Consider the following 16,896-nt stretch of genomic DNA (forward strand, 5'->3'; position numbering starts at 1 on the left):
CCGATGCCGCGCCGGCGCCGCGCCCGCGTGCGCGGGCTTGCACTTGCCATCGGCGCATGTCACCCTCGCCCGGAGCCGTAAACGGATGAGGACAGGATGACGCAGATCGTCGCTCGGATTGGCAAGCGCGCAAGGCGCGGGCGTGCTCTCATGGCCTGCCTGCGGGGCGCGGTGGCAACGGCCATGCTCGCCGCGCTGCCCGGCATGGCCCAGGCCGCGCAGGTGGTCCGCTTCGCGCCCGAGGGCGAGGTGTCCCGCGTGCGGCAGGTGGCGATCCGCTTCGACGAGGCCATGGTGCCGCTGGGCGATGCGCAGGCCGCACCCCCCGCCATCCTGTCCTGCAGCGGCGCGGCCGTCGAGGGCCAGGCGCGCTGGGTCGATGCACGGAACTGGGTCTTCGATTTCCTGCGCGACCTGCCGCCCGGCGTGAAATGCTCGCTGCGCATGGCGCCCGGCCTCAAGAGCGAGGCCGGCAAGGCCTATGCGGGCAAGCCGGAATACCGCTTCGAGACCGGCGGGCCCAGCGTGGTGTCGGCGCGCCCGGGCGGTGGCGAGATCGAGGAAGAACAGGTCTTCGCGCTGCGCTTCAACGGCGCGGCCACGCCGGACTCCGTGCGCGCCGCCGCGTGGTGCCAGGCGCAAGGCCTGGGCGAGCGCATCCCCGTGCGCCTGCTTGCCGGCAAGGAACGCGAGGCCGTGCTGGCCGCGCTGCGCTGGAAACTCAAGCCCGACCAGGCCGATACCGTGCATCTGCTGGCCTGCCAGCAGCGCCTGCCGGCCGGCGCCCGCATGCAGCTGGTGCTGGGCAAGGGCATCGCCACGCCATCGGGCCTTGCCACGCGCGAGGAACGGCGCTTCGACTACACCGTGCGCGAACCCTTCAGGGCCAGCTTCTCGTGCGAGCGTGAACGCGCGCAGTCGCCCTGCACGCCGCTGCGGCCGGTCTCCGTGTCGTTCTCCGCGCCGGTCTCGCGCAAGGACGCCGAGCATATCCTGCTCAATACGCCCAAGGGGCCGCGTGCGCCGCAATTCGAGCCCCGCGCGGCGCGCGATGCGCCGGTCAGCAGCGTCAGCTTCGCGCCGCCGTTTGCAGAGAAGGCAGAGTTCACGCTGACGCTGCCGGCCGGCCTGAAGGACGACAGCGGCCGCGCGCTCGCCAATGCCGACCTGTTCCCGCTCAAGTTCGCCACCGCCGCGATGCCGCCGCTGGCCAAGTTCTCCGCGGCGCCATTCGGCGTGCTCGAGCGCTTTGGCGAGTTGCCGAAGGGCAAGTCGCCGGCCGACTATCCCGCGCTGCTGCCGGTCACGCTGCGCAATGTGGAGGCCGATCTGCCCGCCCTCGGCATGCGTGCGCAGGCCGGCACGGTGCGCCGGCTCAAGGTCGACGACGACGGCGCGGTGATGCGCTGGTACGCGCTGGTGCGGCGCCTGCACGAAAGCAGCTGGACCCGCGGCGAACTCGACGCCATCCTGGCCGGCCATTCGCCTGCCGATGTCAGCAACCCGCGCAACGCGCCCTCCATCGAGACCCGCTCCGTATCGTTGCTCGACGGTGTGCCCGGCGCGCGCAAGCTCGCCATACCGCAACTCGCCGAGCCCGGCGGCAAGGCGCCGCGTCCGTTCGAGGTGGTCGGCATTCCATTGCCCGAAGCGGGCTTCCATGTGGTCGAGATCGCCTCGCCGATGCTGGGGCAGGCGCTGCTCGGCCGCAACACGCCGATGTATGTGCGCACCGCCGCGCTGGTGACCAATCTCGGCGTGCATTTCAAGCTGGCGCGCGGCCCCGGCAAGATGACCGCGCTGGCGTGGGTCACCACGCTCGACGACGGCAAGCCCGTGGCCGATGCCGCGGTGGCGCTGCGCGACTGCAGCGGCCGCCTGCTGGGCTCGGTGCGCACCGATGCCGCCGGCGTGGCCAGCTTCGGCGCGGTGGACGACGTGCGCGAACGCGAGTGCAGCGACACCGCGCTGTCGGGCTACTTCGTCTCGGCGCGCATTGGTGCTGACCACCCGCAGGCGCGCGGCCAGGCCGACATGGCCTTCGTGATGTCCGACTGGAACCAGGGCATCGAGAGCTGGCGCTTCAACGTGCCCACCGACACCAGCGCCACGCCGGACGTGCGCGTGGCCACCATCTTCGACCGCACCTTGCTGCGCGCCGGCGAGACCGTGTCGATGAAGCACCTGATCCGCACCGAGACCGCCGCCGGCTTCGCGCTGCCGTCCGGCAACGATGGCGTGCCGGAGAAACTGGTGATCCGCCACGAGGGCAGCGGGCAGACCTACGAGCAGGCGGTGCAGTGGCGCACTACCGCCACCGGAGGGCGCAGCGCGGAAAGCGTGTTCGCGATTCCGCCGGCGGCGAAACTCGGTGTCTATGCGGTGTCATTCCAGGACGCGCGCGAGCGCGTGCTCGACAGCGGCAGCTTCCGCGTGGAGGCGTTCCGCCTGCCGGTGCTGGCCGGCACGCTCAAGGCCGGCAGCGGCGGCGCGCTGGTGGCGCCGGCCGAGGTGCCGCTCAACCTCGAAGTGCACTACGTGTCCGGTGGCGGCGCGGCGGGCCTGCCGGTGCAGGTGTCGGCACTGCTGCGCGACAAGGCCGTGAGCTTCGGCGATTACCCGGGCTACGCCTTCGCCGCGCCGCGCGCGCAGCGCAAGGGCGGCACGGAATACAGCGGCGACGAGGACGAGAGCGAGGAGAGCAGCGCGGCGCGTGACGATGCGCAGACGCTGGTGGCCGACAAGCTGCCCCTCAGGCTCGACAAGAACGGCGGCGGGGCGCTTACGCTCAAGAACCTGCCGCGCGTGGACGCGCCCAAGGTCATGGTGGTGGAGTCCGGCTTTGCCGATCCCAACGGCGAGATCCAGACGCTGCGCCAGAGCGTGCCACTGTGGCCTGCGGCCGTGGTGGCGGGCATCCGCACCGAGAACTGGGTGTCGGTGAAGCAGAAGCTGGTCGTGCATGGCCTCGCGCTCGATACGCAGGGCCGCCCGCAGGCCAATGCGCCGATCGCCGTGCGCGCGCTGCTGCGCACCACCACCTCGGTGCGCAAGCGCGTGGTGGGCGGCTTCTACCGCTACGACAACAGCAGCCAGACCAGGGACCTCGGCAGCATCTGCGAAGGCCGCAGCGATGCGCAGGGCCGCATGCAATGCGAAGTGTCCTTGCCGGAGGCCGGCGAAGTCGAACTGGTGGCGCAGGCCAGGGACAACGCCGGGCGCGTGTCGCAGGCCGCCACCACGGTATGGGTGACGCGCCAGGGCGAGTTGTGGTTCGGCGGCGAGAACAACGACCGCATCGACCTGCTGCCGGAAAAGAAGGCCTACGCGCCGGGCGAAACCGCGGTATTCCAGGTGCGCATGCCGTTCCGTCACGCCACGGCGCTGGTCACGGTGGAGCGCGAAGGCGTGCTGGAGAGCAGCGTGGTCGAGTTGAACGGCCGCGATCCGACGGTGCGCGTCAAGGTCAGGCCGGAGTGGGGGCCAAACGTGTACGTATCGGTGCTGGCGTTGCGCGGGCGCTTGCGCGAGGTGCCGTGGTATTCCCTCTTCACGTGGGGCTGGCGCCAGCCGCTCGAATGGTGGCAGGCCTTTCGCAGCGAAGGACGCGAGTACGTGGCGCCCAGCACGCTGGTCGACCTGGCCAAGCCAGCCTTCCGCCTCGGCCTGGCGGAGATCCGCGTCGGCAACGAAGGCTACCGGCTCGATGTGAAGGTGACGCCGGACAAGGCCAGCTATCCCGTGCGCGCGAAGGCGCAGGTCGTGGTGCAGGTCACGCTGCCCGACGGCAAGCCCGCCGCCAACGGCGAAGTGGCGCTGGCCGCGGTGGACGAGGCCCTGCTCGAGCTGATGCCAAACACCAGCTGGGACCTGCTCGACGCCATGCTGCGCAGGCGCAGCTACGGCGTGGAGACCGCCACCGCGCAGATGGAGATCATCGGGCGCCGGCACTATGGCCGCAAGGCGGTGCCGGCCGGCGGGGGCGGCGGCAAGAGTCCCACGCGCGAGCTGTTCGATACGCTGTTGCTGTGGAATCCGCGCGTGCAGCTCGATGGCGCGGGACGCGCCACGCTGGCCGTGCCGCTGAACGATTCGCTGACGCGTTTTCGCATCGTCGCCGTGGCCGACCTGGGCATCGGCCGTTTCGGCAGCGGCAGCGCCACCGTCGCCGCCACGCAGGACCTGCAACTGATCTCAGGCCTGCCGCCGCTGGTGCGCGAGGAAGACCGCTATCGCGCCATGTTCACGCTGCGCAATACCACGCAGCGCGCGATGACGGTGCAGGCGGTGGCGCGCGTGAGCGCGCCGCTGCAGTCCGCCCAGCAGGCCGCGCAGGGGCAGGCGCTGCCGGCGCAGACGGTGGAGATTCCCGCCGGCGCATCGCGCGAGATCGGCTGGGACGTGAGCGCGCCGCTGATGCCGGCGGGCGGGCTTGCGCAGCAGGGCACGGTGCAGTGGGAGGTGGAAGCCAGCGAACAGGCAAAGGGCGGTGGCGCGGCCCTTGCCGCCGACCGCATCAAGCTCAGCCAGCAACTGGTGCCGGCAGTACCGCTGGCGGTGCAGCAGGCCACCATGGCGCAGCTCGCGCCGACCCTGTCGGTACCGGTGCGCGCACCGCAAGGCGCGCTGGCCGATGCCGCGGGCCTGCCGCGCGGCGGCCTGCAGGTCAGCCTGCAATCGTCGCTGGCGGGCGGCATGCCGGGCGTGCGAGAGTGGTTCCGCAACTATCCGTTCTCTTGCCTGGAGCAGCGGGCCTCGCGCGCGGTGGGGCTGGGCGATGCGGCGCAGTGGGATGCGCTCACCGCGCAACTGCCGGGCTATCTAGACAACGATGGCCTGGCGGCGTATTTCCCGCTGCAGAACGACGCCGCCGCCGGCAGCGAAGTGCTCACGGCCTATCTGCTGGCGATGTCCGACGAAGCGGTACGCGCTGGCCTGCCGCTGCGCTTGCCCGACGAGACCCGTGCGCGCATGGAGCGCGGGCTGACGGCCTTCGTCGAGGGCCGCATCAAGCGCGACCGCTGGGCGCCCACGCAGGACCTGGAAGTGCGCAAGCTGGCCGCGCTAGAAGCGCTTTCGCGCAGCGGCCACGCGCAGGCGCGCATGCTCGGCTCGATCCAGATCCTGCCGCAGCAATGGCCCACCTCGGCGCTGCTCGACTGGATCGCATTGCTCGGCCGCGTGCAGGAAATTCCCCAGCGCGAGGAGCGGCTCGCGCAGGCGCAGCAGATCCTGCGCGCACGGCTGACGGTGCAGGGCACGCGGCTGGCGTTCTCCACGGAGCGCGACGACAACTGGTGGTGGCTGATGAGCGGCGCGGATCTCAATGCCGCGCGGCTGCTGTCGCTGTCGCTCGACCTGCCGGGCTGGAAGGACGAGGCGGCGCAGCTTGCCACCGGCCTGCTTGGCCGCCAGGTGCGCGGCGCGTGGGGTACCACCACCGCCAACGCCTGGGGCTCGCTGGCCATCGCGCGCTTCGCGCAGGCCTTCGAGAAGACGCCGGTCGCCGGCAGCACGCGCGTCACGCTGGAAGGCGTGCCCGATGCCGCGCGCACGTTCGACTGGGCGCGCGCGGCCAGTCGCGATGGCGTGGCGGGCGGCAGCATGAACCTGCCGTGGCCGAAGGAAGGCACGGCCACCTTGCAGGCCGACCAGCAGGGCGCGGGCAGGCCATGGGCCACGGTGCGCGCGCTGGCGGCGGTGCCGCTGTCCGCGCCGCTGTCGGCGGGCTACCGCATCACGCGCAGCGTGACGGCGGTGGAGCAGGCGGTGGCGGGCAAGTGGTCGCGCGGCGACACCTACCGCGTGAAGCTGCAGATCGACGCGCAGGCCGACATGACCTGGGTGGTGGTGAGCGATCCGTTACCCGCGGGCGCGACCATCCTCGGCAGTGGCCTCGGGCGCGATTCGGAGATCGCCACGCGCGGCGAGCGGCGCAAGGGCGCGTGGCCCGCCTTCACCGAGCGCACGCAGCAGGCCTACCGCGAGTATTACGCCTACCTGCCGCGCGGCAACGCCACGGTCGAATACACGGTGCGCCTGAACAACGCGGGCGAGTTCGCGCTGCCGCCCACGCGCGTGGAGGCGATGTATGCGCCCGATGTCTTCGGCGCCCAGCCCAATGCCAGGATGATCGTAGGAGCGCGCCCGTGAGCTGGCTTGCAATGATGATGCCCGCGCGCGTGCGCGAGTGGTGGCTGGCCGGCACCATGGCCGGCGTGGTCTATGGCGGCCTGCTGGTCACGGTGGCGATGGATGCGCAGCCCGGCGCGCCGCTCAACGGACAGATCGTCTTCCAGCCGCTCTGGAAGACGGCGATGGCGCTGATGCTGGCGCGCGCCGCGCGCTACCACCCGGCGCGGCGCGAGCGGCGCTGGCTGATGGCGGCGCTGCTGTTCTCGGCGATCGGTGATTTCCTCCTGGCGATGCCGTGGTTGTCGGTCTCGTTCATCGGCGGGCTCGGCGCCTTCCTGCTGGCGCACCTCGCCTACCTTGGCCTGTTCGTGCCGATGGCCGGCGACTGGCGCGCGCACCGCCTGGTCGGCTGCGGCCTGGTGCTGGGCGCGGCGCTGGCCATGCTCCTGCGCTTCTGGCCCAACCTCGGCGCGTTGGTGGTGCCCGTCTGCCTCTATGTCACGGCACTGTCTGCCATGGCCTGCGCCGCCATGGTGGCGAAGCTGCCCACGCCGCTGGCCGCCATCGGCGCGCTGTGCTTCACCATTTCCGATGCGCTGATCGGCAGCGCGCGCTTCCTGGTCCCTTTCGATACTTTCGCGCTTGGCATCTGGTGGACCTACGCGGTGGCGCAGGTGCTGCTGGTGGCGGGCGTGGTGGCGGGGCGGGGCAAGTGAAGCCGATGCTGCGCGCCGTATTCGTCGCCGCCTGCATGGTGTGCGCAGGCGGTGCTGCCGGTGCCGGTGCGTTGCCGTCGTTCGACAGCGTGCGTGCGGGATGGCGCAGCGCGGATGTGATCGTGCTCGACCGCCACGGCGCGCCGCTGTCCCGCGTGCGCGATGATTTCCGCGCGCGGCGCGGCGACTGGGTCACGCTGGCCGATATGTCGCCGGCGGTGCGCTCCGCCATCGTGCTGTCCGAGGACCGGCGCTTCTATGCGCACAGCGGCGTGGACTGGCAGGGCGTGGCTGCGGCGGCATGGGCCAATCTCTGGAACACGCGCACGCGCGGCGCGTCCACGCTGACCATGCAGCTGGCCGGCCTGCTCGACGACGACCTGCGCCGCGCCGGCAGCGGGCGCGACGTGGGCCAGAAGATGGCGCAGGCCATGCGCGCCGCCGCGCTGGAGCGCAGCTGGAGCAAGGAGCAGATCCTCGAGGCCTATCTCAACCTGGTGCCGTTCCGCGGTGAAATGGTCGGTCTTTCCGCCTTGTCGCAGACGCTGTTCGGCAAATATCCCAGCGGGCTCGACGCGCGCGAAGCCGCGCTGGCGGTGGCGCTGGTGCGTGCGCCCAACGCACGCGCCGGGCAGGTCGCGCAACGTGCGTGCGGCATCTTGCGCGAGCAGCAGTTGCCGCAAGCCTGCGAAGGGCTGGACGGCTTCGCGCAACTGACCCTGCTGCGCAGCGGGCCGGGCGCGGCCGGCGCGCAGGCCGCGACCCTCGGCCAGGACCTTGCGCCGCACCTGGCGCGCCTGCTGGTGGCGCAGGCGAGGGCGCAGGTGCGCATGGGGGCCGCGGGGGGCACGCTGCCGCCGTCGATCACGTCCACGCTCGACGCTGGCCTGCAGCGCATCGCGGCGGGCAGCCTGGGGCGCCAGCTGCGCGAGCTCGCCGGGCGCAACGTGGAAGACGGCGCGGTGGTGGTGATCGACAACGCGAGCGGCGATGTGCTGGCCTACGTGGGCTCGTCCGGCGTGCTGTCCGGCGCCGCCCAGGTGGACCACGCGGCGGCGCCGCGCCAGGCCGGCTCCACGCTCAAGCCCTTCCTCTATGAACAGGCGCTGGAGACGCGCAGGCTGACGCCGGCGTCGCTGCTCGACGACCGGCCCGTCAACCTGCCCACCGGCGGCGGTGGCGGCCTCTACGTGCCGCAGAACTACGACGGCCGCTACGCTGGCTGGGTCAGCATGCGGGCGGCGCTGGCTTCGTCGCTCAACGTGCCCGCGGTGCGCACGCTGGTGATGGTGACGCCGCACCGTTTTCACCAGCGCCTCACCGCGCTGGGCCTGCCCTTGCCGCAGGCAGGCGACTATTACGGCTACAGCCTGGCGCTGGGCAGCGCCGACGTGCCGCTGCTGGCGCTGGCCAATGCGTATCGCGCCCTGGCCAACGGCGGCAGCTACGGCGCGGTGCGGATGCGCGCGGATGCGCCGGCGGCGCCCGCGCGCGCGGTGATGTCGCCGGCGGCGAGCTACCTGATCGCCGACGTGCTGTCGGACCGTCACGCGCGGGCGCGCACGTTCGGCCTCGACAGCCCTCTCACCACGCGCTTCTGGACCGCGGTGAAGACCGGCACCTCGAAGGACATGCGCGACAACTGGTGCATCGGATGGTCGCAGCGCTATACGGTGGGCGTGTGGGTCGGCAACGCCAGCGGCGCGAGCATGCACGAGGTATCGGGCGTTTCCGGCGCGGCGCCCGTGTGGCACGACATCATGGAAGCGCTGCATCGCTCGGTACCGAGCGCGGCGCCGGCCATGCCCGCGGGCGTGGAGCGCGTGGCGCTGCGTTTTGCCGGCGATCTCGAGCCGGCGCGCGAGGAAGTGTTCCTCGCGGGCACGGCCATGCGCGTGGTCGAGATGGCCGGTGCGCGGCCGGTGGCGAAGGCCGGGGCCGCCGCGCAGGATGGCGTCGCCGCCATCGCCAGCCCTGCCGACGGCACCGTGTTCGCGCTCGATCCCGATATCCCGCCGCAGGCGCAGCGCGTGTGGTTCCATGCCGAAGGCGCGGGCGGGCAGGCGGCGCCGCGCGTGCGCTGGCGCATCGACGGCAAGCCGCTCGGGCGCGGTGCGCAACTGGCGTGGCTGCCATGGCCGGGCCGGCATCAGGTGGAACTGCTCGACGGCAACGGCAAGATAGTGGACCGCATCGGCATCGAGGTGCGCGGCGCGGTGGCGAAGGGGCCCGCAGCGCGCGGCTGAGCGGGCACCGGCGGCGGCCGCCAAACAGGCATATGCTGCAAGGCTGCGCGTGCCGGCCGGCGCGGCAGTCCCGCTGTTTCGCCAACGTCTTTCCAGGAGTCGGCATGACCGCACTACGCAAGCTGGGCCGCCACGGCCCGGAGATTTTTCCGCTCGGCCTCGGCTGCATGGGCATGAGCGAGTTCTACGGCGCGCATGACGACGCCGAATCCATCCGCACCATCCACCATGCGCTGGCGCGCGGCGTCAACCTGATCGATACCGCCGATATCTACGGCCCGCATACCAACGAAAGCCTGGTCGGGCGCGCCATTGCCGATCGCCGCGACGGCGTGGTGCTGGCCACCAAGTTCGGCATCGTGCGGGATCAGGCCAATCCGGTCGCGCGCGGCGTCGATGGCCGTCCCGAGTACGTGCGTGCCAGTTGCGATGCCAGCCTGAAACGGCTTGGCGTGGACCACATCGACCTGTATTACCAGCATCGCGTGGACCCGCAGGTGCCCATCGAGGAGACCGTGGGTGCGATGGCCGACCTGGTGGCGGCGGGCAAGGTGCGCTGGCTTGGCCTGTCCGAGGCCGGCGCGCAGACGCTGGAACGCGCGCACAAGGTGCATCCCATCGCAGCATTGCAGAGCGAATTCTCGCTGTGGACGCGCGACGTGGAGGCGGGCGGCGAGCAGGGCATCCTCGGCACCTGCCGGCGGCTGGGCATTGCGTTCGTGCCGTACAGCCCGCTCGGCCGCGGCTTCCTCACGGGTGCGCTGCGCAGCCCGGACGATTTCGCGGCGGACGACTATCGCCGCACCAGCCCGCGCTTCGTGGGCGAGAACTTCGCGCGCAACCTTGCGCTGGCGGACAAGGTGAAGGAGATCGCGCACGGCAAGGGATGCACGCCGGCGCAGCTGGCGCTGGCCTGGGTGCTGGCGCAGGGCGAGGATCTGTTGCCGATTCCCGGCACGCGCCGCGTGGCAAACCTGGACGACAACCTGGGGGCTCTGGCCGTGAAACTCGGCGCGGCGGACCTGGCGGCCATCGACGCCGTGTTCCCGCCGGACGCAGCGGCAGGTTCGCGCTATCCGGAGCAGGCCATGTCGCTGCTGGCACGCTGAGCGCGCAGTAGCCGGGCAGGGTGGGGCAGGCAGGGGCAGGACAGGCCGGCGGCGGGCCGTTGACGGAGATCGCGGATAATCCGCCATCGCAAACCGCCTCCGGAGCCATTCGCCGTGTCCCTCGCCCTGCTCGACGCCGCCCAGACCGCCGCCCGCCTGCCTTACCCGGAACTGGCGCGCGCCATCGCCGACATGCTGGCCGAGCTGCGCGCCGGTACCGCCGTGGCGCCGCCGCGCATCGCGCTGCCGGTCGGCGACGCCGAAAACGGTGCGGGCACGCTGCTGGTGATGCCGGCGCGCAACCGCGAGCTGGTGATGACCAAGAACATCACCGTGCACCCGGGCAATCCGTCGCGCGGCCTGCCCAGCATCCTCGGTGAAGTGGTGGTGGCCGATGCGCACAGCGGCCAGCGGCTGGCGCTGCTGGACGGGCCCACCGTGACCGGGCGGCGCACCGCGGCGGTATCGCTGCTTGCCGCCCAGCAGTTCGCGCCGCGCCCCGATGGCGAGTTGCTGATCATCGGCGCCGGCGTGCAGGCCGAGACGCATCTCGAAGCCTTTGTCGCGGGCCTGGCGCCGCGCCGGGTGTGGCTGCATTCGCGCACGCCCGCCAAGGCGCAGGCGCTGGCCGCGCACGCCCGCACGCTGGGGACCGAGGCGCAGGTGGTGGACGACGTGCGCAGCGTGCTGGCGCGCGTGTCGATGGTGGTCACCGTGACTTCGAGCCTCGTGCCGGTGCTGCCTGACCTCGACAGCGGCCTGTGGCGCGACGACCATTTCATTGCCGCGGTGGGCGCCTTCCGGCCCGAGATGTGCGAGTTGCCGCCCGCGCTGTGCCAGGCCGCATCCGCCCATGGCCGCCTGCTGGCCGACACCCTCTTCGGTATCGAGGACGAGGCGGGCGACCTGCTGCAGGCCGGTATCGACTGGGCCACCGTGCAGCCGTTCGAGCAGGCCATCCTGGCTGCCGACGCGCTACGCGCCCGGGGCGGCAGTCCCCTGGTGTTCAAGAGCGTGGGCTATGCCTTGTGGGATCTTGCGGCCTGCGTGCTGGCCAGCGCCGGCCTTTCGGCCGGATCGGGTGCCGTGTAAGGCATTCGCCAGGGGCGGCCGAAGCCGCTCCGGGTGGCGGCCGCTGCCCGAATTCCCTCCTTGCCAGTAGGCCTATGCCGCACAGCAGCACGCGCGGCGGAGAGGCGTCGCAATTTCGGTACAGTTTTGGCGCCGATTCCTTGCCGATTTCCCGTTTTTCTAATGGTTAACCCGCCCTTTAGGGGGGTGCTTCTATGAAAACGTTACAGGTTTGAAACAGACGCTTCACACCAGACTGGATAATGCACGCCTCACCTCAAGGCAGAAGAGCATTCAAGGAGTAGGCATGACCCATAAAAAAATCCTGGTGGCCAGCGTTGCCATGCTAATCGCCGGTGCGGCGCAAGCCCAAAGTGCCGGCAGCAATGTCCTCAGCCTGGGCTGGTTCCGCGTGATGCCGAACAGCTCGGCCGACCCGCTCACCGTGGACAGCGTCAACGGCTTCCCGGTTGGCCAGCCCAAGCCCGGCACCGGCGCCGAGATCCAGTCCGCCGACACGGTCGGCATCTCGCTCGAGCACTATTTCACCGACAACATCGGCGTGGATTTCGTTTTCGGTATCCCGCCCAAGCACGACGTCGCGGGAGAGGGCAGCTTTGCCAAGTACGGCATGCTGGGCAGTGTGAAGCAGTGGAGCCCCGCGGTGCTGGTGAAGTACCACTTCCTGGATGCCAAGTCCAAGTTCCGCCCGTATATCGGCATTGGCGTGAATTACACCTGGTTTACCGGCGAAACCATTACCAACCAGACCTTCGTGAAGTCCGAGTTCGGCCCGAATGCCACGATGTCGGCCAGCGCCAAGAGTTCGTGGAACCCGGTGTTCAACGTGGGCGCGAACTACGCCGTGACCGACAACTGGTTCGTCGGCATCTCGGTTTCCTACGTGCCGCTGTCGACCACGGCCAGCTTCACGGCGCAGAACGCCGGTGCGGCCGGCAACCAGACGGTCCAGTCGCATACCAAGATCAAGATCGACCCGGTCGTGACCTTCCTGAACGTGGGCTACCGGTTCTGAGCGGACTTCTCCCGCGCTTGCGCGGGGCAAACAAAAAAGCGCCTGCGAGGCGCTTTTTCTTTGGGGCCGCGGGCAGGCGAGCGGGCGGCATCGCGACCGCACCGCCGCCAGCACCTTATCCCTTGACGGGGTAGCCCGCCTCTTCGATCGCTGCGCGCAGCGCTTCGCTGCTGGCCGTGGCCTCCACGGTGACAGCCTGCGCGGGGATATCCGCGGACACCTTGGCGGCCGGATCGAGCGCCTGCACGGCTCGCGTGATGGCGCCCACGCAATGGCCGCACGACATGCCTTCAACCTGGAACTGGATCATCTGGGTTCTCCTGCTGGAACGGGTGAAAAGTGTTGCATCGGGCGCGTACCCACCGCTGCGCTTGCGGCGGCCGGATTGCAATCTAGCCTGGAGTTTGCACCTTCCCATGGTGGGAAGCGCAAGGGCTTTCTCGCCCGCATCCGCCGCGCCATGACGTGCCGGATTCGCTGCTTGTATCCGGCCTTGACCTTCCCAACATGGTAAGGTCCATGATGAGTTCGTCGTCACCAGGACCACTCTCAAAAGCCATGTCAGCTCAATCCCAGACCCTCCCCCTGCCGGGCGCGAAAGCAGGCGCGCCGGATGCCGAATGGCGTTTGCCCATTGGGGGCATGACGTGCGCCTCGTGCGTGCGGCGTGTCGAGATCGCGCTGGGCAAGGTGCCCGGCGTGCGCCAGGTTGCGGTCAACCTCGCCACTGAGGAGGCCACGCTGCAGGCCGACAGCGCGGCCGTGTTGCCGGCCGCGGCAGAGGCCGTGAAGGCGGCCGGCTACGAAGTGCCGCGCCAGGCCATCGACCTGTCGATCAGCGATATGACCTGCGCGTCCTGCGTGGCGCGCGTGGAGCGCGCGCTGAAGGCCGTGCCGGGCGTCGTCGACGCCCAGGTCAACCTGGCCACCGAGCAGGCCGCGGTGACCGTGCTGCGCGGCGCGGTGGATGCCGCCGCGCTGGCGGCGGCGGTGACGCGGGCAGGGTATGGCGCCGTGCCCGTGAGCAGCGGGCAGCCGGCCGGCGCGGCGCCGGGCGAGGGCTTCTGGTCCGGTCCGTGGCCGGTGGCGATCTCGGCGGCGCTGTCGCTGCCGCTGGTGGCGCCGATGGTGCTTGCGTGGTTCGGCGTGCACTGGATGCTGCCGGCGTGGGTGCAGTGGCTGCTGGCCACGCCCGTGCAGTTCGTGTTCGGCTGGCGCTTCTACAAGGCGGGCTGGAAGGCGGTGCGCGCCGGCGCGGGCAATATGGACCTGCTGGTCGCGCTGGGCACCTCGGCGGCCTACGGCTTGTCCTTGTGGCTGATGTGGCGCGGCGCGGACGGCATGCCGCACCTCTACTTCGAGAGCGCGGCGGTGGTGATCACGCTGGTGCGGCTGGGCAAGTGGATGGAAACGCGCGCCAAGCGCCAGACCGCCGACGCCATCCGCGCGCTGGCGGCGCTGCGCCCGGACAGCGCCATCGTGCGCCGTGGCGGCGCCGAAACCACGGTGCCGCTGGCCTCGGTGCAGGTGGGCGACGAGATCGTGGTGCTGCCGGGCGCGCGCGTGCCGGTGGATGCCGAAGTGATCGAAGGCAACAGCCATGCCGACGAATCGATGCTGACCGGCGAGAGCCTGCCGGTGCCCAAGGCGCCGGGCGCGCGCCTGACCGGCGGCGCCATCAACTATGAGGGCCGGCTGGTGGCGCGCACCGTGGCGGTGGGGGCGGAAACGGTGCTGGCGCGCATCATCCGCATGGTCGAGCATGCGCAGGCGGCCAAGGCGCCGATCCAGCGCATGGTGGATCGCGTCAGCGCGGTGTTCGTGCCGGTGGTGCTGGGCATCGCGCTGCTGACGCTGCTGGGCTGGGGCGTGATCGGCGGCAACTGGGAAACGGCCCTGCTCGATGCAGTGGCGGTACTGGTGATCGCCTGCCCGTGCGCGCTGGGCCTGGCCACGCCGACCGCCATCATGGCCGGCACCGGCGCGGGCGCGCGTGCCGGCATCCTGATCAAGGACGCGGAGGCGCTGGAAATTGCGCACCGGGTCACGGTGGTCGCCTTCGACAAGACCGGCACGCTCACCGTGGGCAAGCCCGAGGTGGTGGCGCTGGCGGTACCCGCCGACGCCGGCGCGGGCGCCGAGGAGCGCTTGCTGGCCAGCCTGGCCGCGCTGCAGGCCGGCAGCGAGCATCCGCTGGCGCACGCGGTGCTGGCCGCGGCACGCGCGCGCGGCGTGACGGCGCCGGTGGCCGGCGCGGTGCGCGCCTTGCCCGGCATGGGCCTGACCGGCACGGTGGACGGCGCGGTGCTGCAACTGGGCAGCGAGCGCCTGAGAGCCTCGCTGGGCGCGGCGGCAGGGGCGCTGGAGCCGCGCGCGCGCGCGCTGCAGGACGAGGGGCGCACGGTGTCATGGCTGATCGACGCCAGCGCGCAGGATGCACCGCGCGTGCTGGGGCTGGTGGCCTTCGGCGATGCCATCAAGCCTGGCGCGCGCCGCGCCATCGAGCGGCTGCGCGCCGCCGGCGTGCGCACCGTGATGCTGTCTGGCGACAACCAGGGCGCCGCTGCGCGCGTGGCGCAGGCGCTTGGCCTGGACGAAGTGCAGGCGGAGGTGCTGCCCGCCGACAAGGCCGAGCGCGTACTCGCGCTCAAGGCGGGAGGGGCCGTGGTGGCGATGGTGGGCGACGGCATCAACGACGCGCCGGCACTGGCCGCGGCCGACGTGGGCATCGCCATGTCGACCGGCACCGACGTGGCCATGCATGCCGCCGGCATCACGCTGATGCGCGGCGATCCGGTGCTGGTGGCCGATGCACTGCGCATCTCGCACCGCACCGTGCGCAAGATCCGCGAGAACCTGTTCTGGGCCTTCTTCTACAATGTGATCGGCATCCCGCTGGCGGCCGCCGGCCTGCTCAACCCGGTGGTGGCGGGGGCGGCCATGGCTTTCTCCAGCGTGAGCGTGGTCGGCAATGCACTGCTGCTGCGGCGCTGGAAGCCGGTGGGAGAGAAGGTATGAATATCGGTGAAGCGGCCCAGGCCTCAGGCGTCTCCGCGAAGATGATCCGGCACTACGAGTCGATCGGCCTGGTGGCGGCGCCGCCGCGCAGCGAAGGCGGCTACCGCCGCTACGACGAGCGCGCGGTGCATACCTTGCGCTTCGTGCGGCGTGCCCGTAATCTCGGGTTCTCGCTGGACGAGATTCGCGGCCTGCTGTCGTTGTGGCACGACCGTGCGCGCGCCAGCGCCGACGTCAAGGCGCTCACCTTGCGCCACGTGACGGATCTCGAGCAGCGTATCGCCGAACTGGCCGCCATGCGCGACACCTTGCGCCAGCTGGCCGAGGCCTGCAGCGGCGACGACCGGCCCGACTGCCCGATCCTGGCCGACATGGCGCGGCCGGGCGAGGGCGAGGGCGGCGACGGCGGAGGCGATGGCGATGGCGATGGCGATGGCGATGGCGATGGCGCAATGAGGATGCCTGCCTGCCATCGCCATGGCGAGGACAGCACGGCGGCCTAGCGCTGTTGTGGGTGCGCAGCATGGCGGAACGGAGATGGAGACCAACCGGATGGACCAACCGAGTACCGCTGTCCCTGCCGAGCCCTTGCCGGGCGCCGGTGCCGGCGGCCATGCCGGCGAGGGTGCCGGCATGGCCGCGCAGCCCGCCCAGCCCCTGGTGCCGACCGAAAGCCGGCAACGCATGCGCGACGGCACCGAACTGTTGCTGCGCACCTGGCAGCCCGATCCTGCCTTGTTTCCCGAGACGACCGGCTCGCTGCTGCTGGTACACGGACTGGCCGAGCATTGCGGGCGCTACCAGCATGTGGCCGAACTGCTGTGCGGCCTCGGCCTGCGCGTGCGCGCCTACGACCAGCGCGGCCACGGTGCCAGCGGTGGCCCGCGCATGGTGGCCGGCCATCCCGATATCTATGTCGAAGACCTGACCGAGATCCACGACGCGGCCGTGGGCCAGTGGCAGGAACTGCCGTTCCTGCTGGGCCACAGCATGGGCGGCCTGGTGGCGGCCCGCTTCGCCACCGCACGCGTGCGGCCGATCCGGGCGCTGGTGCTGTCGTCGCCGGCGCTGGCGCTGCGGCTGTCCGGCGCGATGCTGGCGGTGCATCGCACGCTGCTGGTGCTGGCGCCGCGCCTGCGCGTACCCAATCCGATCAATGCGCGCTACCTGTCGCACGATGCGGCGGCGGTGGCGCGGTACCGCGCCGATCCGCTGGTGCAGGGCACCATCAGCGCCAGCGTGCTGGAGACTTTCATCCAGGGCATGGCGCAGGCGCAGGCCGATGCGGCCATGCTGGAAGCCCCGGCGCTGCTGCTGGTGGGCGGCGACGACCATATCGTCGACCCGGCCGGTAGCCGGCGCTTCGCCGAAGGCGCGCCGCCCGACCTGTGCGAGGCGCACTGGTTCGACAGCGCCTATCACGAGATCTTCAACGAGGCGCAGCCGCTGCGTGGCCAGGTGTTCGACGTGCTGGCAGGCTGGCTGCGCAGGCACCTGCAGCCACAGGCGTGAATGCGTGCATGATGGCGTGCGCGATGAACCATCGCGCGCATCGGTAGCCCAAG

At 71.1% G+C, this 16,896-nt stretch carries 10 protein-coding genes; 9 read left to right on the plus strand and 1 reads right to left on the minus strand.

Annotation, left to right across the window (positions count from 1 at the left end):
* Nucleotides 1-96: 96 nt before the first annotated feature.
* From AC1DKV_RS22405 to AC1DKV_RS22430, 6 genes are all read left to right on the plus strand, one after another.
* Nucleotides 97-6,153 carry an alpha-2-macroglobulin family protein gene (locus AC1DKV_RS22405; protein ID WP_441643307.1) on the plus strand — a complete coding sequence of 2,019 codons (6,057 nt, stop codon included), beginning with the start codon at nt 97-99 and terminating at the stop codon, nt 6,151-6,153.
* The gene (locus AC1DKV_RS22410) at nt 6,150-6,851 is read left to right on the plus strand and encodes a lysoplasmalogenase (protein ID WP_441612855.1); all 702 of its coding nucleotides are present in this window, start codon (nt 6,150-6,152) and stop codon (nt 6,849-6,851) included. The genes AC1DKV_RS22405 and AC1DKV_RS22410 overlap by 4 nt, the downstream gene beginning before the upstream one ends.
* Before the next feature lie 5 nt (nt 6,852-6,856).
* Nucleotides 6,857-9,097: a penicillin-binding protein 1C gene (pbpC, locus tag AC1DKV_RS22415; RefSeq protein ID WP_441612856.1), complete on the plus strand. Its 2,241-nt coding sequence runs from the start codon at nt 6,857-6,859 to the stop codon at nt 9,095-9,097.
* Nucleotides 9,098-9,201: 104 nt separating this feature from the next.
* Complete coding sequence (locus tag AC1DKV_RS22420; protein WP_441612857.1) at nt 9,202-10,206, plus strand: aldo/keto reductase; 1,005 nt, start codon at nt 9,202-9,204, stop codon at nt 10,204-10,206.
* A gap of 114 nt (nt 10,207-10,320) precedes the next feature.
* Nucleotides 10,321-11,298, plus strand: coding sequence for a delta(1)-pyrroline-2-carboxylate reductase family protein (locus AC1DKV_RS22425; protein WP_441612858.1), 978 nt, complete (start codon nt 10,321-10,323; stop codon nt 11,296-11,298).
* A 286-nt stretch (nt 11,299-11,584) separates the two neighbouring features.
* Entirely contained in the window at nt 11,585-12,313 is a 729-nt protein-coding gene (locus AC1DKV_RS22430) for an OmpW/AlkL family protein (RefSeq protein WP_441612859.1), read from the plus strand.
* Between the two features lie 115 nt (nt 12,314-12,428).
* Here the strand turns inward: AC1DKV_RS22430 and AC1DKV_RS22435 are convergent, their stop codons facing one another.
* On the minus strand, nt 12,429-12,623 hold the full coding sequence (locus AC1DKV_RS22435) for a heavy-metal-associated domain-containing protein (RefSeq protein WP_441612860.1): 195 nt from the start codon (nt 12,621-12,623) through the stop codon (nt 12,429-12,431).
* A gap of 248 nt (nt 12,624-12,871) precedes the next feature.
* On the opposite strand from AC1DKV_RS22435, the gene AC1DKV_RS22440 reads away from it, so the two are divergent.
* Genes AC1DKV_RS22440 through AC1DKV_RS22450 form a run of 3 tightly spaced genes read left to right on the plus strand, consistent with a single transcriptional unit; the run spans nt 12,872 to nt 16,843 of the window.
* Nucleotides 12,872-15,331, plus strand: a complete 2,460-nt coding sequence (locus AC1DKV_RS22440) for a heavy metal translocating P-type ATPase (protein ID WP_441612861.1) — start codon at nt 12,872-12,874, stop codon at nt 15,329-15,331.
* A complete protein-coding gene (gene cueR / locus AC1DKV_RS22445; RefSeq protein WP_441612862.1) occupies nt 15,328-15,834 on the plus strand; it encodes a Cu(I)-responsive transcriptional regulator in 507 nt (168 codons plus the stop codon). Before AC1DKV_RS22440 ends, cueR begins: the two co-directional genes overlap by 4 nt.
* Nucleotides 15,835-15,883: 49 nt before the next feature.
* A complete protein-coding gene (locus AC1DKV_RS22450; RefSeq protein WP_441612863.1) occupies nt 15,884-16,843 on the plus strand; it encodes an alpha/beta hydrolase in 960 nt (319 codons plus the stop codon).
* Nucleotides 16,844-16,896 lie beyond the last annotated feature (53 nt).

Source organism: Cupriavidus sp. 05T41 (assembly GCF_056396525.1).